Genomic DNA, 18,790 nt, shown 5'->3' with positions numbered 1-18,790 from the left:
CATCGCGCTCCAGGACGTCGATCGCTCGGTATCTGGGCGACGAGACGGTATCTCGACGACACGCGGGGATCACGGCGCGTAGTCGGTGCCGTACTCCGCGACGTAGTCGTCCATCGTGTCGGTACGGATCGCCTCGCCGAGGGCCGCCGTCTGCGCCTCGTCGACGAGGTTCACCGACGCGCCGTTCACCGTCCCGAACCCGGTGATCGGCACCATGAGGCTCACGACGTCGTCCCGGGTCAGCTCCCCGGCCAGCGGCACGAGGTCGACGAAGTCCTCGACGCCCAGGTCTCCGGTCACCTTGACGTTGTTGAACATCAGGGCCACCAGCTCGGCCAGGAACGCCGGGTCGTCCGCCTGCTTGGCGATGCGGTCCATCATCCCGATCACGGCCGCGCGCTGCCGCTCCGTGCGGTCCAGGTCGCCCAGCGGGAGCCGCTTGCGCTCGCGCACGTAGATGAGGCCGTCGGTGTTCTCCAGCGTGATCCGGCCCTCGGGGAAGTCCACGACCCGCCCCGTCGAGATCACCTCGACCGTCGAGTGGTGCTTGTTGTCGACCTCGAACCCCTCCAGGGCCCGCGTGAGGTTGATGAACCCGTTGAAGTTGGTCTGCATCGCGTAGTCGAACTCGACCCCGCCGAGCAGCTCGGACGCCGTGTCCATCAGCGTCTGGGTGCCGCCGCGGGCGAAGGCCGCGTTCATCTTGCCCTCGCCGATCCCCGGGATGTCCACCCACATGTCCCGGGTGAACGACACCAGGTACAGCGCCGACCGGTCGGCCGGCACGTGCATCAGCATCATCGTGTCCGCGTTGCCCGACAGCGAGGACTCGTCCCGCGAGTCCGTGCCGATGAGCATCACGTTCTGCGCGCCCCCGCCCAGCGGGTCGTCCGCGCCCGCCGGCGGTGCCGGTACCGACTGCTTGGTCGCCGGGGTCGGCTCCGCGCTGACCGTCGCCGTGGGTGCCGCCGCGGGCGTCGACGCCGGGTCGGTGCAGCCCGCCAGCGCGAGCACCCCCGCGGTCACCAGGGCGGTCAGACGCGCCAGGCGCGGTCGGGGAGTCATCGAGGATCCTTCCGTGTCGAGGTCGCGGCACCGGTCGCCGCCGCGTAGGCCAGGTCGTACCGTGCCACGAGCCGGGTCCAGGTGCGCTGGGCGGCCACCGCGCGACCGGCCGCGACCTGGGCGGACCGGGCGGCGTCGTCGGTCAGCAGGTGCTCCACGGCGTCCGCCCACGCCGCCTCGTCGTCCGGCGCGACCAGCAGGGCCGCCGGGTCGCCGCCGTCCACCGGGGAGCAGACCTCCCGCAGCGCGGGCAGGTCACTGGCCACCACCGGACGTCCTAGGGCCATCGCCTCCACCGGCTTGAGCGGGGTGACCAGGCGGGTGACCCGGTCCGGCCGTCGCGGCACCAGCACCGCGTCCAGTGCCGCCAGATAGGTGTGCGCGACGTCCCGCGGCACGCGACCCGGCATCGTGGTGTGCTCGGCGATCCCCAGCTCCGTGGCCAGCCGCAGCAGGCCCGGCCGGGCCACCCCGTCACCGACCACGAGGGCGCCGACGTCGAGACCGGCGGCCCGCAGCCGGGCCACCGTGCGCAGGATCGTGTCGAGGCCCTCGTAGCCCACCACCGAGGTCACCGTGCCCAGCAGGTACCGCGGCCCCGACAGCCCGAGGCGCTCGCGGGCGGCGGCCGGGTCGGGCGTGTCCGCGTCGAGCAGCGCCGCGTCGACGGCGTTCGGCACCACGGTGATCCGGTCGGCCGGGACGCCGCGGGCGGCCAGCTCGTCGCGCATCGTGGCGCTGAGCGTGACGACGTGGTCCGCGGTGCGGGCCAGCTCGGTCTCCTTGGCCCGGATCAACGCGTAGCGCTCGGACGCCGTCGCGGCCTCGCGCGCCTCCGCCGTCGGGTGGGACGCGGCCCACGTCTCCTCCGGCAGACCCCGCACCTCGTACACCCACGGCAGACCGAGCCGGCGGGCGGCCGCGCGTGCCGCCGCCCCGGTGGTCCACGGCGTCGTGGCGTGCACGACGTCGGGGCCCGACGTCCGCACGGCCTCGACGAGCAGGGCGGTCGCGTCCGCGGTACGTCGCGCCGGGTCGGACGGCAGCGAGCGGGGGATCAGCCGGGTGTAGGGCACGCCGTCGACGACGTCGGTCGCGCGGGCTCCCAGGGCGCCGATCGTCAGCGGGTAGCCGGCGCGGGTGGTCGCGGTGACGTCGAGGCCGGCCGCACGCTGGGTGGTGAGGATCGCGTGCGTGCGCAGCGTGTAGCCGCTCTGCGTGTGCGGCAGCGAGTTCGTCAGGTGGTGGTGCACGGCGACGGCCCGCTCCGGCGACCCGGACGCGGCGGTCGCGGTGGCCCCGCTGGCTCCGGCGGGCCCGGGCGCCGGTAGCTCGGCGTCCTCCTCGAGGTCGAGCGCGGCGACCTGCCCGAGCAGCGACCGCCGCACCCGACGCTCGGTGCTCCCGCGGGGCTCGGCGTCCCGGAGCGCGGCGACGTCGCCGGCCGCCCACGCCGCGCGCAGTCGCCCGGCCGGACCGGAGGTGCCGTCGCCCACGACCTTCTCCACCCGGGGGACGACGACGGCGCTGACGCGGGCGGGCAGCCGACGGCTCGCCTGCAGCACCAGCCATGCCGGGTCGGTCACCAGGGCGCCGCACGCGAAGGAGGCCGTGAACCGCAGGTTGCGCGCGAGCTCGGCCGCGCGGCTCACCGGGCCGTCCTCGGCCGGAGCTCCCCCTCGGGGGCCTGCGCGGGGGAGGAGACCGTGGCGACCCGCGGGGAGACCGACCGGGTCGAGAGCACGTCGCGCGGGTCGGGCAGCGTGTCGAGCCGGGCGCAGGTCGGGCACGTGCCGGCCGGGGCGGCTCCGGCCGCGGCCCCGGCGGTCGCGTCGGCGGCCGGGGTGCTCCTGCGCGCGGTGGCATGGCCGCGGGAGTTCATGAGGTGGTCGACGAGCTGGACGTAGTGCTCGCCCAGCACGTCGTCGTCGGCGTTCGCCCGGACCCAGCGGGCCGCGGCGGCCGACGCCGTCGGTGCCGCGCCGTCGTCGACCCAGGTGGACCACAGGTCGGCGAGTCCCTCGACGTCACCGGGCATCACCACCGCGCCGGCACCGGTGGTGGCGACGAGGTCGGCGGCCTCCCCGGCGACGCACGCCGTGGCGAGGCGTCCCGAGGCCATCACCTCGTAGAGCTTCGACGGGACCGTCCACTCCAGGGGCTCCCAGTCGCGCAGGGAGACCAGCACCGTGTCGGCCCACGCGTACAGGTCGCGGACCTCGTCGTGCGGGACGGGCTCGCCGAGGGAGACGGGGGCGTCGAGCTCGCGGATCAGTCGACGCAGGCTCTCGACCTCGGCGCCCGTGCCGATGATCCGCACCTCGACCGCCCGACCGCGGTCCCGCAGGCGGGCGGCGGCACGCACGACGGTCGCGAGGTCCTGGGCGCGGCCGATCGTCCCCGCGTAGGCGGCGCGCAGCGGGCGGTGGTGCAGCGGGTGGCCGTCGGCCGGGGCGTCGGTGCCGGCGTCGGCGTCGTCGGCGATGCGCTCGAACGAGGTGCCGTTGCGGACCACGGCGACGCGTCGGACCCCGCGTGACCGGAGGACGTCGGCGAAGGTCTCGGTGGTCGTCACGACGGCGTCGGCGTGGCTCTGCAGACGGCTGACGGTGCGGTGCACGAGCGTGCGGAGCGCTCCCAGCACCCGGGCCTTGAGCGACCGGCGTGAGCGGAACAGCCCGGCGGGCTCGATGAGGTCCGGCCAGGCGTCGCGCATCTCGACCACGAACTTGGCCCGCAGGCCACGCGCCACGATCCAGGCCGCGAACATCGACGGGATGCCCGGCACCGTGCCGACCACGACGTCGGGGCGCAGGTCCGGGTGGCGGAAGATGCGCAGGCCGAGCACGATCGTGCTCCACGCCGCGACGGCCTGGTCCACCGAGCGGGACCGCAGGCGGCTGGTGTGCTCGCGGAAGCGGGTGCGCACGATGCGCTCGCCGTGCCGGCCCCGGCTGATCCGGCCGGGTGCGTACTCGGGCAGGTCGGCGAAGAGACGGCCGCTGGGGTAGTGCGGGGGTGGCGTCAGCACCGACACGTCGACGCCGGCCCCGATGAGGCGCGGGGCCAAGGAGCCCCAGCGGCGCTGCGGGGCTCCGTGCTCCGGCGCGTAGTGATGGGTGATGAGCAGCAGATGCCGCCGCGCCGACCGTCGCGTCGTGGAGCGCATCTGTCTCTTCCGTCTCGAGGTTGAGGACGAGCGGTGCGTCGAACGGGCGACCGCCCCCGTAGATGATAGGGGCAACTGGACACAGATTCATCACCCGGTCTTTGCATGCCGGGCCGGAGGTCCGTTGCCCGGGGCCTTAAGATCTGCGCTGTGACCCACACCCCTCGCGAGCCGCTGGTGCCCGGAGTTCCCGACGACCCGCCGCCGCAGCGGCACGCGAGGCGACGACGGGGGATGAGCACCACGTCGCGGGCGCTGGTCGTCGTCGGCGTGCTGGTCGCCGTCCTGGCCGGGACGGCGTTCGGCGGGATGTGGTGGTTCCAGCAGCGTCTGGACGAGAACGTCGAGAGGCTCGGCGACCCGTTCGCCGAGATCAGCGAGCGGCCGGAGCCGGCCCAGCCCTCGCCGACGGCCGAGGACGAGCTCACCGACGTCAACTTCCTGGTGCTCGGGTCGGACTCGCGGATCTCGGCCGGCGACCCGTCGCAGTGGGAGGCCGGCGCCCAGCGCACCGACGCCATCATGCTCGTGCACCTCCCGGCGGACCGGGAGAACGCCGTGGTGATCTCCATCCCCCGCGACTCGTGGGTCGAGATCCCCGGGCACGGTCACGCGAAGGTCAACGCCGCGTTCTCGTACGGTGGTCCGTCGTTGATGATCCAGACGGTCGAGCAGCTCACCGACGTCCGGATCGACCACTTCGTGGTGACGGACTTCGACTCGTTCGTGAACATGACCGACGCCCTGGACGGCGTCCGGATCCGTGTGCCCGAGGACATCGGCGACGGCGACGACGTGTTCTTCTCCGCGGGCGTGCACATGATGAGCGGCGAGGAGGCCCTCGCCTACACCCGCCAGCGGTACGGCCTGTCGAACGGGGACTTCGGCCGTGTGCAGCGTCAGCAGAACTGGATGCGCGCGATCCTGGGCAAGGTCAACAACAACCGGCGCGACCCGGTGAAGATGACCCGGTTCTTCGAGACGGTGAGCGAGTCGGTCGCGGCGGACGACGAGCTGACGATCGACCGCATGCAGGAGCTGTTCGACCAGGCCTCGGAGGTCTCCACCAACGACGTGGTGTTCATGACCGCGCCGTACGAGGGGACGGGCCGCTCCGCCGACGGCCAGTCCATCGTGGTGCTGGACGAGGACCCGCTGACGAGGCTGATGACGGCGATCGGCGACGGCGAGGCGATCTCCTTCATCGAGGAGCACGGCGAGGAGCTCGAGCTGCTGCCCGCGACCGTCAGCTAGCGCCGGAGGCCTGCCGCCGTCGTCCCCGCCGCCGTCGTCCCTGCTGCCCGCCCCGCCACGCTGTGGGCATGAAATATGCAGCCTCGCATCGATGCGAGGCTGCATATTTCATGCCCACAGCGACGAGGCGCAGCGAGGCGTGGGTCGGGTGACCGAGTCGGCGGGTGTCAGGCCGCCGTGTCGAAGGCCACCCGGCCGTCCGTGAAGGCCAGGTTGGTGACCGTGGTGCCCGGGTGCCGGTTCTCGACGAGCCGCTGCACGTCCAGCGCGATCCGGGCGTCGGGGCGGATCTCGACCGAGCCGGCCGGGAGACCCTTGGCGGCCAGGACCGACTCGATCCGGCTCTTGGCCAGACCCAGCAGCTTGTGGGCCGGCAGGCCGCCCGCGGAGGCGTCGACGCTCAGCAGTGCGACGCCTCCGTCGAACTCCTCGACGCGGAGCGTGGACCGCACCGCCGGGACGAGGCGGGTCGCCATCTTCAGGGGGCCGGGGAGGCCGTTGACGGCACGGGCGTCGGCGACGACCTCGAGGACGTCACCCTGCCCGGTGACGTCGGTGACGAAGCGGGGCAGCGTCGCGCCGCCGAGCAGGCCGAGGGTGTGAAGGGTGTCTGCAAGAGTCATTTCGGTGCGCACGCCCGACAGGGTAGTGGAACGGACGAACCGGACCGAACCCCCCTCGGGAATACCTGACGTGCCCGGATGGTTGACCGGGGCGCTGATGAGTGCCACCTTCACCTCCCTCCGCTATCCGAACTACCGCCTGTGGTTCGGCGCTGCGCTCGTCGCCAACGTCGGCACGTGGATGCAGCGCATCGCCCAGGACTGGCTCGTGCTGACCGTGCTGACGGACGAGTCCGGCGTCGCCGTCGGCATCACCACCGCCCTGCAGTTCCTGCCGTTCCTGCTCATCGGGCCCTGGACCGGGCTCCTCGCGGACCGGCTGCCCCGCCGCGGTCTCCTCATGGCCACGCAGGGCTCGATGGGGGTGCTGGCCCTCGGCCTCGGCGTGCTCGTGCTGTCCGGCTCCGCCGAGCTCTGGCACGTCTACGCGTTCGCCCTCGGCCTCGGTGTCGCCACCGCCTTCGACAACCCCGCGCGCCAGACGTTCGTCGCCGAGCTCGTGCCCCCCGAGCGGCTGTCCAACGCGGTGGGTCTCAACAGCGCCTCCTTCAACGCCGCCCGGCTGATCGGGCCCGGAGCCGCCGGGCTGCTCATCGCCGCCGTCGGCCCCGGGTGGGTGTTCGTCGTCAACGGACTCACCTTCGCCGCCACGATCGCGGCCGTCGCGCTGATGCGCCCCGCCGCGATGTGGGTCCGGGACCGCGCACCGCGGGGCAAGGGGCAGATCGTGGAGGGCCTGCGCTACGTGCGCGGACGCTCGGACATCATGGTGATCATGGTCGTCATGGCCGTCGTGTCCACCTTCGGCCTCAACTTCCAGCTGACGAGCGCGATGATGGCGCGGGTCGAGTTCGACCGGGGCGCCGGCGAGTTCGGGCTGCTCGGCTCCGTGCTGGCGATCGGGTCCCTGGCCGGAGCGCTGCTGGCGGCCCGCCGCGAGCGACCGCGGGTCCGCCTCGTGATCGGTGCGGCCTTCGCCTTCGCGATCGCCACGGCCGTCAACGCCCTCATGCCGACCTACTGGCTGTTCGCCGTGACGACCATCCCGGTCGGCCTGTCCGCGCTGACGATGATGACCGCCGCGAACTCCACCATCCAGACCTCCATCGACCCGGTGATGCGCGGACGCGTCATGGCGCTCTACATGATGGTGTTCCTCGGCTCGACGCCGATCGGCTCGCCGATCGTCGGCTGGATCGGCGAGGCCTTCGGTCCCCGCTGGTCGATCCTCGTCGGGTCGATCACGACGTTCGCGGTGGCGCTGGCGGCGACCGTCTGGGCCCGCCGGTCGTGGCGGGTCAGCGTGCGGTACCGGCTGCGCCGTCGTCCGCACCTGGAGGTCGTCTACCTCGACGCGCCGTCGGGCACGACGCCGGAGTCCCCGCCGACGGACGCCCCGCCGACACCGACGCCGGAGCGCGCCCGCGCCGCCTGACCGCCGTCGCCGCGAGGCGAGCGGGCGGTCCGGGTGGGTCTCCGGAGGGACTCGTCAGGTGAGACGGGCGACGACGTGGTCGACGCACGCCGTCAGTGCCGCGACGTCGTCGGGGTCGACCGCGGGGAACATGCCGACGCGCAGCTGGTTGCGCCCCAGCTTGCGGTACGGGAAGACGTCGTAGACCCCGTTCGCGCGCAGGTGGTCGACGACGGCCGAGGCGTCGATCGTCTCGTCCAGGTCGATCGTGCCCACCACCGTGGAGCGCTCCGCGGGGTCGGCCACGAACGGTGTCGCCCAGTCACGGTCGGCGGCCCAGTCGTAGAGGTGCTCGGCCGAGCGCTCGCAGCGACGCACCGACCAGTCCAGGCCGCCGTGCTCCAGCAGCCACTCGACCTGGTCGGCGAGCATCACGAGCGTGCCGACCGCCGGCGTGTTCAGCGTCTGGTCCTTGCGCGAGTTGTCCAGCGCCGTCGTCAGCGACAGGAACTCCGGCACCCACCGGCCGTCGCCGGCCGTCTCGACCTCGGCGGCGCGTGCGACCGCCGCCGGGGAGAGCAGCGCGAGCCACAGGCCGCCGTCGGCCGCGAACGCCTTCTGCGGCCCGAAGTAGTAGACGTCGGTCTCGTGCAGGTCGACCGGCAGGGCGCCGGCGCCCGAGGTGGCGTCGGTGAGGACGAGCGCGTCGCCCGCCGGGCGCCGCACCGGCGCCATCGCGCCCGTCGACGTCTCGTTGTGCGGGGTGGCGTAGACGTCCACGGCGTCCGACGGCGTGAGGTACGCGACGCCGCCCGGCGCGGCCTCGACGACCTCGGGGTCGGCGAGGAACGGTGCCCGCGCCGTGGCCGCGGCGAACTTGCCGCCGAACTCGCCGAACACCGCGTGCTGGGCCCGGTGCCGCACCAGCGAGGCCGTCGCGACCTCCCAGAAGGCGGTCGACCCGCCGTTGCCGAGGGCAACCTCGTAACCGTCGGGCAGGGCGAAGAGCTCGGTCAGGCCCGTGCGCACCCGTCGCACGAGGTCCTTGACCGGGGCCTGGCGGTGCGAGGTGCCCAGCACCGGCCGTGCGGGGTCGCCGGCCGCGACGAGGGCGTCGACCTGGCCGGTGCGGACCTTGGACGGGCCGGCTCCGAAGCGGCCGTCCGCGGGCAGCATCGACGCAGGGATCTGGAGGGTCATGCGAATAGACTAGGCCCGGGCCTCAAGACGGGAGTGGACGTGACGGACCTGATCGACACCACCGAGATGTATCTCAAGACGATCTACGAGCTGGGTGAGGAAGGCATCACGCCGCTGCGCGCCCGGATCGCGGAGCGCCTGGGCCACTCGGGACCGACCGTCTCCCAGACGGTCGCGCGGATGGAGCGGGACGGTCTCGTCGTCGTCACGGGCGACCGCCACCTCGAGCTCACCGCGGACGGTCAGGAGAAGGCGGTACGGGTCATGCGCAAGCACCGGCTCGCCGAGCGTCTGCTGACGGACGTGATCAAGCTCGACTGGCCGCAGGTGCACAACGAGGCCTGCCGCTGGGAGCACGTCATGAGCGACCTGGTCGAGCGTCGTCTCGTGACGCTGCTCGACCACCCGCACCACGACCCGTACGGGAACCCGATCCCCGGCCTGTCCGAGCTCGGGGAGCAGTACGAGGAGATGCCGTTCCTCGAGGGCGTGCAGTCCCTGCCGCTCTTCCTGCAGACGGTCCCCGACGACGGCGCCGCGGTCGTGCTGCAGCGCATCGCCGAGCCGGTGCAGGTCGACGACGAGTTCCTCGAGCGGCTCTCCGACGCGGGCCTGCTGCCCGGGGTGAGCATCGAGGTCGAGCGGGCGGGGGACGACTACGTCGTGCGCACCGCCGACGGCGACGGTGCGCTCGAGCTGCCCGAGGACCTGGCCAAGCACCTGTTCGTCGCGGCGCGCTGACCGCGATCCGTGATCGGAACGTGACATCCCTAGGGGGTTCCGGTACGGTCGGACACGCTCACGCAAGTGTCTTGCGCGAGTGCCGGGACGGACGCCGAACCCTGTCACCGCCCCGGCTCCCACGGATGACCGCACGGCAGGGGCGGGGGACCCACTTCCGGGCACCGGAGACGGTGTCCTCGGGGTGAAGTCCCACGGTCCTCGGACCGTGGGGCCGGGTGATTTCTCCCACCCGAACCCGACAGCTGACCTCGTAGGCGAACGGAGAGGTTGAACGTGACTGCTCGCAGCATGCGCGGTAAGCACCGCGCCGCCCGCCGCCCGATGATGGCGGCCCCCTCCGCGGCCGCCGGCCGTCGGGCTGCTGTGGTGGCGACCGCTGGTGGTCTGCTCGTGTCGACGATCGGCGGGGCGACCGCCGCGCACGCGGCACCGGTGGACTCGGACGCGGCCAAGAAGCTGAGCACCGTGGACCTGGGTGCGCTGACCGACCAGGCCAAGCAGGCCCTGGAGGCGGCGCCGGTGGTCACGGTCGACGCCGAGGCCAAGGTCACCGTCGAGCGCGTGACTCCGAAGATCGCCGAGAAGGCCGACATCAAGGCCGCGCCGGAGCCCGAGCCGGAGCCCGTGCGCGAGACCACCCCGTCGCGTTCCGGCGAGCGGGAGTCGGTCTCGACGTCCTCCTCGTCGTCCTCGACCTCCTCGTCGAGCACGACCGAGTCCTCGAGCTCCGCCTCCTCTGTCCCGGCCTCCGCCGTCGGCTCCTCGGTCATCTCCGTCGCCTCGCGCTACGTCGGCGTCCCGTACGTCTCCGGCGGCACGACCCCCTCCGGCTTCGACTGCTCCGGGTTCACCCAGTACGTCTTCGCGCAGGTCGGCATCTCGCTGCCGCGCTCGTCCTCGGACCAGCGCTACGCCGGCACCGTCGTCTCCCGGGCCGCCGCGCAGCCGGGCGACCTCATCTGGTCCCCGGGCCACATCGCGATCTACGCGGGCGGCAACACCCAGATCGACGCCCCGCGTCCGGGCAAGACCGTCCAGTTCCGCAACATCTGGCAGTCCAACCCGACCTTCATCCGGGTCGGCTGAGGCAGCCGGACTCCACGACAGAGGGCCCTGTCGCGCCGAAGCGCGACAGGGCCCTCTGTCGTCCGTCCAGGGGTCTCGCGGAGACAGGGGCGCGAGCGCTCCCTGAAGCGCTCAGCGGGCCGTCCAGACGCCGATTCGGGGCCCGCGGAACGCGCTCGGCCCGGGATCGTGATCGAAACGTGACATGGCGCCGCGTATCAGATACGGTTCAGGCGTTCGGTGGAGCATTCTGCCGGACCTCGACCGGACGCCGAGCCCTGCCGCCGGTCGTGAACCGAGACCCAGGCAGGGGCGGGGGACCCACTTCTGGGCACCGGAGACGGTGTCCTCGGGGTGAAGTCCCACGGTTCTCGGACCGTGGGGCCGGGTGATTTCTCCCACCCGAACCCGACAGCTGACTTCGTAGGCGGACAGGAGAGGGAAGACGTGAACGCACGCAACACCACGCGCGGTCGGCACCGGGCCGCCCGCCGCCCCATCACCGCACCGTCGGCCGCAGCCAGCCGTCGCGCCGCCGTGATGGCCACGGCCGGTGGTCTGCTCGTGTCGACGATCGGCGGCGCGACCGCCGCGCACGCGGCACCGGTGGACTCGGACGCGGCCAAGAAGCTGAGCACCGTGGACCTGGGTGCGCTGACCGACCAGGCCAAGCAGGCCCTCGAGAGCGCGCCGGTGGTCACCGTCGACGCCGGGGCCAAGGTCACCGTCGAGCGCGTGACCCCCAAGATCGCCAAGAAGGCCGACATCAAGGCCGCGCCGGAGCCCGAGCCGGAGCCCGTGCGTGAGACCACGCCGTCCCGCTCCGCCGAGCGCGAGCCGGTCTCCACCTCGTCCTCTTCCTCGTCGTCCTCTTCCTCGTCGTCGAGCACGAGCGAGTCCACGACCTCCTCGGCCCCCGCGGCCAGCAGCTCGCGCGGTTCGCAGGTCGTGTCCATCGCGGCCCGCTACCTCGGCACCCCGTACGTCGTCGGCGGCGCCTCGCCGTCCGGCTTCGACTGCTCCGGCCTGGTGACCTACGTCTACGCCCAGGTCGGCGTCTCGCTGCCGCACTCCTCGAGCGCGATCCTCAGCGCCTCGAACACGACGCAGATCTCCTCCTCCGAGGCGCAGCCGGGCGACCTCATCTGGTCCCCGGGGCACATCTCGATCTACATCGGCAACGGCCAGCAGATCGAGGCCACCCGCCCCGGTGGCTGGACCGTCCGTCAGTCCAGCCTCTGGCAGTCCAGCCCGACCTTCCTGCGGGTCACCGGCTGATCGTCCCGCGACGGCTCCCGACGCCCCGGCACTCCGCGTGAGTGCCGGGGCGTCGTGCTCTGCGCAGGACGTGGCGGCGCGGATGCTGTCTTCGGCGCTGTCCCCGCCCGACGGCCCGGCTTTGCTGCGTCTTGCGGCCTGCTTTCGCTAGGCTTGAACCACGGTTCGCCGGACGCCGAGGTCCGGACGTACGAGGGAGGCGCGAGATGACACGTCCTGAGGTCGTCCTGGTGGGGGTCGACGGCTCCGAGCCGAGCCTGCACGCCCTGGACTGGGCAGCGGCATATGCCGAACGGGTCGGCTGGCGCCTGCACGTGGTGTGCACCTACTCGCTGCCGTCGTTCACGGCCGCGTCGCTGGACGGCGGGTACGCGGCGCTGGACGACACGGCGATCGCCGAGGGCGCGAAGGCGGTGCTCGCCGAAGCCACGGCCCGTGTCGAGGGCATCGGCGTCCCGGTCCAGGGGACCGTCGCCACCGGTGACGCCGCCGGGGTGCTGGTCGAGATGTCGTCCGACGCGTGCCTGGCGGTCGTCGGGACGCGCGGCAGGGGCGGCTTCACCGAGCGTCTGCTCGGCACCGTCTCGTCGGCGCTGCCCGCGCACGCCCACTGCCCGACCGTCGTCGTGCCGTACCGCTCGGACCCGGAGGAGGGCGACGGTCCGGACCGCCGGGACGGTGCCGCCGTGCACGCCGTGCGGCGCATCGTCGTCGGCGTCGACGGGTCGCCGACCGCCGAGGTCGCGCTGCGGCACGCCGTCGAGCAGGCCGAGACCTGGGGCGCCGAGCTCGTGGCCGTGGCCGGGGTCCCGCTGGGCAGCGGCGCGGGGGTCCTCGCCTGGTTGCCGTCGCAGATCGACCACGAGCAGATCCTCGACGACGTCCGCGCGGGGCTGGACGTCATCGTCGACCGGGTCGCGTCGGAGCATCTCGGGCTGACCATCAAGCGGCACGTGCTGGACGGGTCCGGGGCCGAGCTGCTCACGGAGTTCTCCGGCGCCGCGGACCTCGTCGTCGTGGGGTCGCGCGGCCGCGGAGGATTCCGTGGCCTGCTGCTCGGGTCGACGAGCCAGGCGGTTCTGCACCACTCGAAGTGCCCGGTCCTCGTGGTGACGCGCAAGTGCGACGAGGAGCTGCAGGCCGACTCCGCCGCCTGACGGCGCGTACCGCGGCCCGCCGGTCCGCTCGCCGGCACCCTGCCCCCCTGCCCCGTTTCCTGTTGTGGGCATGAAATCTGCAGTCGACACCCCGGTGTCGACTGCAGATTTCATGCCCACAACAGAGGGGGGGGTGGGTGGGTGACCCGGGGGCTGTGGATAACGTCGGCGCGGGTGCTGACGGCTCTGGCACGGTCATGTCGTGCCGCGATCACTGCCTGAGGACGACGACCTTCCGGACCGGCCCTTTCGCGTCGCCGAGGCCCAGGCGCAGGGCGTGGAGCCGACGACGCTGCGTCAGGGCCGGTTCGACAGCCCCTTCCACGGCGTGCGCGTCGCGTCCGGGGCGACGGTCGGGCTCGAGGCGCGATGTCGCGCCTTGCTCCCCGTCCTGGGCGACGGCGTGGTCTTCAGTCACGTCACGGCCCTGCGGCTGTTCGGCGTCGACGTCCCGTGGACGCTGGAAGACCTGGCGGCCGACGGCGCCGCACCGCACGTGGTCACCGCCGCCGCGGCCGACCGTCCCCAGCGTCAGGACGTGATCGCGCACCCGGCAGGAGCTCCTCGACACGACGACGATTCGCGGGTTGCCCGTGACGACGCCTGCCCAGACCTTCGTCCACGTCGCCGCGGGTCTGCGGTCGCCGGATGACGTCGTGGTGCTGGGTGACGCGATGATGCGGCACGCCCGCGAGCTCACGAGCCCCACGGAACTGGCACGGCTCGCCGCACGCACCCGGAAGGTCAAGGGGATCGCGCAGGTCCGTGCCCAGATCCCGCGCCTGCGTCCCGGCACCGACTCGGTGACGGAGACCCGGACACGACTGCAGCTGACGGACGCCAACCTGCCGTGCCCGCTGGTCAACGCGACCATCCGGCTGGCCGACGGCACCTACGTCAAGCGGTGCGACCTGCTCTACCCGGAGCATCGGGTCGTCATCGAGTACGACGGCGACCAGCACCGCACCGACCGCGGGCAGTGGCGGGAGGACGTGCGTCGACGCCGATGGGTCCAGGAGCTCGGGTACGAGGTGGTCGTCGCGGTCGGCGACGACCTGACGCGGAACGGTGGTGTGCGTCCTGGCGGCGTCGTGGGACGGGTCCGTCCGCTGCTCGATCGCGCTCCGACACCGGTGCCGGACGGCACGCCGGAGACCGTCGTCGTGCCGTACCGCGCCACGATCTGATCGGCGACCTCCGCGACTTCCGGGGGCACCCGCCGTTGTGGGCGTGAAATCTGTAGCCGGCTTCGGCGTGTCGACTGCAGATTTCACACCCACAACGATGGGGCGGCCGGGTCGGCCGGGTCGGCCCGGGCGGGTGGGGTGGCGCACGGAGGGACGTGCCGGGTCAGTGGCGGTTGCGGTAGAGGTACATCGTGATCGGCGCGAACACCGCGGTCATCACCACCGCCGAGACGAGCACGGTGACGATGTCGCCGGCGTCGACGACCCCGCCCATCAGGCCGCGGACCGCCGTGACCAGGTGCGTGACCGGGTTGACGTCCACGAACGCCTGCAGCCCGGACGGCATCGTCGAGGGGTCGACGAAAATGTTCGACGCGAACGTCAACGGCATGAGCACCATCATCGACACGCCCATCACGGCGTTCGGGGTCCGCAGCAGCAGGCCGAGGATGGTGAAGATCCAGCTCAGCGCGAAGGCGAAGACCAGCAGCAGCGCGACGCCCGCGACCACCCCGAGGACACCGCCGTCCGGCCGGAAGCCGATGACGAGCCCGAGCCCGATGCACATGACCGACGCGATCGTGTACCGCACCTGGTCCCCGAGCAGCGCGCCCACGATCGGTGCCGGCCGCCAGACCGGCAGGGAGCGGAAGCGGTCGAAGACACCCTTGGTGATGTCGGAGTTCAGCGTGTAGCCGGTGTAGACGGTGACGATGATGATCGTCTGCACCAGGATCCCGGGCAGCAGGAACTGGATGTACGCCGTCGTCGACCCGGCCAGGGCCCCGCCGAACAGGTACGTGAACATCAGGGTGAAGACGACGGGGGAGACCAGCACGTCGAAGAGCTGTTCCGGCACGTGCTTGATCTTGAGCAGCGCTCGCCACCCGAACGTCAGCGACGTCGAGACGGCCGACGGGCGCGACGGCCGTTCCTCCAGCGCGACGGCCTCGCGCAGCGTGGTGGTGCTGATGTCGACGGCGGTCATCGGGACACCTCCTGCTCGAGGGCGGGCTCGTCCGAGCCCTGCTCGTCCTCCGGCAGCGGCTCGCCGGTCAGCGTCAGGAACACCTCGTCCAGGCTGGGCTGGCCGAGGGAGAACTCCGGGACCGCGATCCCGGCCTCCTCGAGCGCGGGGAGGACCTGCGCCACCCGGTGCGTGCCGTCGTCGGGCACCCGGGCGGTCAGGCCGTACGGGTCGGTGGGCAGCGTCGGCTCGGTCCCGAGCACCCGCTGCACGACGGCGGCCGCCTCGGCCCGTCGCCCGGCGTCGGCGAGCCGCAGCGTCACCGCGCCCTGGCCGACGGAGTGCTTGAGCTCGCTGGGCGAGCCCTCGGCGATGAGCCGGCCGTGGTTGATCACGCCGATGCGGTCGGCGAGCTGGTCGGCCTCCTCGAGGTACTGCGTGGTCAGCAGCACCGTCGCGCCGTCCTGGACCAGCACGCGCACGATGTCCCACACCTGGTTGCGCGATCGCGGGTCCAGCCCGGTCGTGGGCTCGTCGAGGAACAGCACGCGCGGGGACAGCACCAAGGAGGCGGCGAGGTCGATGCGCCGCCGCATGCCGCCGGAGTAGGTCTTGACCTGTCGTCCACCGGCGTCGGTGAGGCTGAACGCCGCGAGCAGGTCGGCGACCCGCTGCCGTGCCGCAGGCCCGCGGAACCCGTACAGCCGGGCCAGCATCAGCAGGTTCTCGGTCCCCGTGAGGTCCTCGTCCACCGAGGCGTACTGGCCGGTGAGCCCGACGGCGGCACGGACGGCGTCGGCATCGGACACGACGTCGTGGCCGAGGACCTTCGCGGTCCCGGTGTCCGGGCGCAGCAGCGTGGCGAGCATCCGCACGACCGTCGTCTTGCCGGCACCGTTGGGCCCCAGCAGGCCGTACACGCTGCCGGTGGGGATGGCCAGGTCGACGCCGTCGACGGCCTTCGTCGTCTTCTTGCCGGAGGTGAAGTGCTTGACGAGGCCGGTGGCCTCGACCGCGTGCTGTGGCCCGTCGCGCATGAGGGTCTCCTCGGTGGGTGTGCTGCCAATGTAGAACGTAGGACGCGGCACCGACAGAGAATTCATCGTTCGGCGGACGGGCGCCCGCTGGGTCGTTAGGGTTTCGCCCATGACCCCCCGCACCGCGCAGCCCGTGCACCACCCGGGCGCCACCGCCGACCGCCTGAACACCGCCTACCTGGCCGACTGGGTGGCCACGCAGGCCGGTCTGGCCCGTCTGCCCGGGGTGCAGTACGCGGTGAGCATCGACGGCGAGCTCGTCCTCGACGGCGCGTGGGGCGTCACGGATCTGACCTCCGGGACGCCGCTGCGCCCGGACCACGTCTTCCGGGTCGCCTCGCACTCCAAGACGTTCACCGCGACGGCGGTCGCCCGGCTCATCGATGCCGGCCGGTTGCGTCTCGACGACCCGCTGTCCCGGCACGTCGCCGAGCTCGACGGCTCCGACGTCGGGCGCGTGACGGTGCGCGAGGCGCTCGGGCACACCGGCGGCGTGCTGCGCGACGGCCACGACGCCGACTACTGGCAGCTCGCGACCCCGTTCCCGGACCGTGCCACGCTGCTCGACGAGGTCCTCAGCCACGGGGAGGTCTTCGGTCGCGGGGAGCACTTCAAGTACTCCAACCTCGCCTACGGCCTGCTCGGGATGGTCATCGAGGAGATCACCGGCACCCGGTACAGCGAGCACGTGCGCACCGAGCTGATCGAGCCGCTGGGCCTGGCCGACACCACGCCGGAGCTGGACGACGACGTCGCCCGCCGCGCCGTCGTCGGGCACAGCGCGCGAGCGCTCGCCGCTCCGGGGCTGGCGACGATGTTCGCGGACGGCCGGCTGCCGGTGGCGGCGGTGACCACGGGTGCGTTGTCGGCCGCGACCGGCTTCTGCTCGACGGCGCGCGACCTGGTGCGCTGGGCGGACGCGCACGCGGACGGCTCGACCCTGGTGCGACCAGCGACGCGTCGCCTGCTGCAGCGCGACGAGTCGGTGATCGACCGTCCGCACAGCCCGCGGCGGGGCTACGGGCTCGGGTTCGAGACCCGCGAGGTCGGCGGCCGCCGGCTGGTCGGGCACTCGGGCGGGTTCCCGGGGCAGATCACGCGGACGTGGTTCGACCCGTCCGAGCGCATCGCCGTCGCCGTCCTGACGAACGCGATCGACGGGCCGGCGGACGCCCTCGCGCTCGGGATGTTCGGGCTGGTCACGGCGGCTCTGGAGGGTCTCGAGGCCCATGCCGGGGCCGGTTCTCAGCACGACGGCGGTGGCCTCGTCGCGCCGGCCACCCCGGACGGCGAGTCGCCGGACGACGGCGAGAATGCGGCCGAGCGGTCGCCGGACGACGGCGGCACCGTGGCCCCGCACCCGCTGGACCGCTGGACGGGCCGGTTCGCCAACCTGTGGGGCATGACGGACGTGGCGCGACTGGGGGACCGGTTGTGGGCGGTCGACCCGCGGCGGGCGGACCCGCTGGACGGCGCCGAGCGCCTCGAGGTCGACGGCGACGTGCTGCGGCCGGAGCCGCACGCCGGGTTCGGTCCGGTCGGTGAGCCGATCCAGGTCCTGCGGGAGGCCGACGGCCGGCCGACCGCCGCCGTCGTCGGCGGGATGACCTCGTGGCGCGCGGACGACTTCGAACGTCAGCGCCGGGCGCACGCTTCCCGCTAGACGATCGCCGGCTCCCTGTGCGCGGCGTCCGATCCCTGGCGACCGGCATCCGTGTGCTGTGGGCATGAAATCTGCAGCTCAGCCTGGGGGCAGAGCTGCAGATTTCATGCCCACAGCTTCATGGCCGCTGCGGGGTGTCAGAGGTGGAGGGGGTCGAGCCGCGGCGGCGGCAGCGGCCGCGGCTCCTCCAGGGACTCCGAGCCGAACCGCTCCGGGGAGAGCAGGCGCATCACCGCGTCGTCCAGGTTCGCGCGGATCGCGGCCTCCAGGCCGTCGGCGTCCCGCGCCTCGAGCCGTTCGACGATGTCGGCGTGCGCCTCGGCGGCGTCCTTGCGCACGACGTACTCCTCGCTGACCGTGAAGCTGGCGATGCGCACCTCGACGATCAGCGTGCTCATCCAGTGCAGGAGCCACGGGTTGCTGCTCGCGGCCACGAGCTGCCAGTGCACGTTGAGGTCCGCGGCGCCGACACGCAGGGCGTCGTGGGCCGCGTCGGCGCGCACCAGCTCGTCGTGGGCCGAGCGCACGGCGGCCACCTGGTCCGCCGTCGCCGTGTCGACCGCGACGCGCGCCGCGGTGGTCTCCACCATCGTCCGCGCGGCGTACAGCGGACGGATCCGGTCCTTGCCGATGGTGCGCACGGACAGGCCCCGTCCCGGGGTCGCGACGACGAGGCCCTCGGCGACGAGTCGTTGCGCCGCCTCGCGGAAGGGGCCGCGGCTGACGCCGAGCTGCCGGGCCACCTCGATCTCACGGATCGGCGCGCCGACACGCAGGGCGCCGGTGTAGATCGCGTTGCGCAGCTCCACGGTGATGAGGTCCACCGTGGAGGGTCGGGTGACGCGGGAGAGGGCCGGGGCGGCACCGGGTGCGGGCCGGTGGGGCGGGTGCATGGGGCTCCTTCCGAGGTCACGACACGACAACGATCCCGGCCGGCGGATGTTGCAGACAGATGTCACCGGGTGAA

17 protein-coding genes and 2 riboswitches are annotated in these 18,790 nt (G+C 72.9%); of the genes, 9 read left to right on the top strand and 8 right to left on the bottom strand.

Annotated features, from left to right (window positions below):
- Positions 1-69 precede the first annotated feature (69 nt).
- Genes PO879_RS13200 through PO879_RS13190 form a run of 3 tightly spaced genes read right to left on the bottom strand, consistent with a single transcriptional unit; the run spans position 70 to position 4,234 of the window.
- Positions 70-1,065, bottom strand: a complete 996-nt coding sequence (locus PO879_RS13200; protein ID WP_278235338.1) for an LCP family protein — start codon at positions 1,063-1,065, stop codon at positions 70-72.
- Entirely contained in the window at positions 1,062-2,717 is a 1,656-nt protein-coding gene (locus tag PO879_RS13195) for a glycosyltransferase family 4 protein (RefSeq protein ID WP_278235337.1), read from the bottom strand. The genes PO879_RS13200 and PO879_RS13195 overlap by 4 nt, the downstream gene beginning before the upstream one ends.
- Positions 2,714-4,234: a glycosyltransferase family 4 protein gene (locus tag PO879_RS13190; protein ID WP_278235336.1), complete on the bottom strand. Its 1,521-nt coding sequence runs from the start codon at positions 4,232-4,234 to the stop codon at positions 2,714-2,716. The genes PO879_RS13195 and PO879_RS13190 overlap by 4 nt, the downstream gene beginning before the upstream one ends.
- A 234-nt stretch (positions 4,235-4,468) precedes the next feature.
- On the opposite strand from PO879_RS13190, the gene PO879_RS13185 reads away from it, so the two are divergent.
- Positions 4,469-5,488, top strand: coding sequence for an LCP family protein (locus tag PO879_RS13185; protein WP_278235335.1), 1,020 nt, complete (start codon positions 4,469-4,471; stop codon positions 5,486-5,488).
- Between the two features lie 167 nt (positions 5,489-5,655).
- On the opposite strand, the gene PO879_RS13180 is transcribed toward PO879_RS13185, so the two are convergent.
- Positions 5,656-6,111: a hypothetical protein gene (locus tag PO879_RS13180; RefSeq protein WP_278235334.1), complete on the bottom strand. Its 456-nt coding sequence runs from the start codon at positions 6,109-6,111 to the stop codon at positions 5,656-5,658.
- 97 nt (positions 6,112-6,208) lie between these two features.
- On the opposite strand from PO879_RS13180, the gene PO879_RS13175 reads away from it, so the two are divergent.
- A complete protein-coding gene (locus PO879_RS13175; RefSeq protein ID WP_278235333.1) occupies positions 6,209-7,546 on the top strand; it encodes an MFS transporter in 1,338 nt (445 codons plus the stop codon).
- Positions 7,547-7,600: 54 nt separating this feature from the next.
- Here the strand turns inward: PO879_RS13175 and serC are convergent, their stop codons facing one another.
- Positions 7,601-8,725 (bottom strand): phosphoserine transaminase, encoded by a 1,125-nt coding sequence (serC, locus tag PO879_RS13170; RefSeq protein ID WP_278235332.1) that lies wholly within the window; start codon positions 8,723-8,725, stop codon positions 7,601-7,603.
- A 39-nt stretch (positions 8,726-8,764) separates the two neighbouring features.
- Here serC and PO879_RS13165 point away from each other — a divergent pair, with 39 nt between their 5' ends.
- From PO879_RS13165 to PO879_RS13140, 6 genes are all read left to right on the top strand, one after another.
- Positions 8,765-9,466 (top strand): metal-dependent transcriptional regulator, encoded by a 702-nt coding sequence (locus PO879_RS13165; RefSeq protein WP_278235331.1) that lies wholly within the window; start codon positions 8,765-8,767, stop codon positions 9,464-9,466.
- A gap of 82 nt (positions 9,467-9,548) precedes the next feature.
- Positions 9,549-9,740: riboswitch (cyclic di-AMP (ydaO/yuaA leader) on the top strand.
- 2 nt (positions 9,741-9,742) lie between these two features.
- Positions 9,743-10,555, top strand: coding sequence for a C40 family peptidase (locus PO879_RS13160; RefSeq protein WP_278235330.1), 813 nt, complete (start codon positions 9,743-9,745; stop codon positions 10,553-10,555).
- 262 nt (positions 10,556-10,817) lie between these two features.
- Positions 10,818-10,979: riboswitch (cyclic di-AMP (ydaO/yuaA leader) on the top strand.
- Positions 10,980-10,981: 2 nt separating this feature from the next.
- Complete coding sequence (locus PO879_RS13155) at positions 10,982-11,812, top strand: C40 family peptidase (protein WP_278235329.1); 831 nt, start codon at positions 10,982-10,984, stop codon at positions 11,810-11,812.
- Between the two features lie 206 nt (positions 11,813-12,018).
- Positions 12,019-12,969 (top strand): universal stress protein, encoded by a 951-nt coding sequence (locus tag PO879_RS13150; protein ID WP_278235328.1) that lies wholly within the window; start codon positions 12,019-12,021, stop codon positions 12,967-12,969.
- 202 nt (positions 12,970-13,171) lie between these two features.
- Positions 13,172-13,621 (top strand): hypothetical protein, encoded by a 450-nt coding sequence (locus PO879_RS13145; RefSeq protein WP_278235327.1) that lies wholly within the window; start codon positions 13,172-13,174, stop codon positions 13,619-13,621.
- Complete coding sequence (locus tag PO879_RS13140; RefSeq protein WP_278235326.1) at positions 13,563-14,156, top strand: DUF559 domain-containing protein; 594 nt, start codon at positions 13,563-13,565, stop codon at positions 14,154-14,156. Before PO879_RS13145 ends, PO879_RS13140 begins: the two co-directional genes overlap by 59 nt.
- Before the next feature lie 163 nt (positions 14,157-14,319).
- Here PO879_RS13140 and PO879_RS13135 read toward each other — a convergent pair whose 3' ends face one another.
- A complete protein-coding gene (locus PO879_RS13135) occupies positions 14,320-15,144 on the bottom strand; it encodes an ABC transporter permease (RefSeq protein WP_278235325.1) in 825 nt (274 codons plus the stop codon).
- On the bottom strand, positions 15,141-16,160 hold the full coding sequence (locus PO879_RS13130) for an ATP-binding cassette domain-containing protein (protein WP_278235324.1): 1,020 nt from the start codon (positions 16,158-16,160) through the stop codon (positions 15,141-15,143). Before PO879_RS13130 ends, PO879_RS13135 begins: the two co-directional genes overlap by 4 nt.
- Positions 16,161-16,269: 109 nt before the next feature.
- Between PO879_RS13130 and PO879_RS13125 the strand changes: the two genes are divergently transcribed.
- Complete coding sequence (locus PO879_RS13125; protein WP_278235323.1) at positions 16,270-17,823, top strand: serine hydrolase domain-containing protein; 1,554 nt, start codon at positions 16,270-16,272, stop codon at positions 17,821-17,823.
- A gap of 137 nt (positions 17,824-17,960) precedes the next feature.
- Here the strand turns inward: PO879_RS13125 and PO879_RS13120 are convergent, their stop codons facing one another.
- Positions 17,961-18,716 carry a GntR family transcriptional regulator gene (locus PO879_RS13120; protein WP_278235322.1) on the bottom strand — a complete coding sequence of 252 codons (756 nt, stop codon included), beginning with the start codon at positions 18,714-18,716 and terminating at the stop codon, positions 17,961-17,963.
- Positions 18,717-18,790 lie beyond the last annotated feature (74 nt).

Origin of the sequence: Isoptericola sp. AK164, assembly GCF_029643425.1 — a bacterium.
GTDB lineage: Bacteria > Actinomycetota > Actinomycetes > Actinomycetales > Cellulomonadaceae > Isoptericola > Isoptericola haloaureus.
The sequence above is the reverse complement of the archived record's forward strand: the minus strand, read 5'-3'. Positions and strand labels throughout refer to the sequence as shown.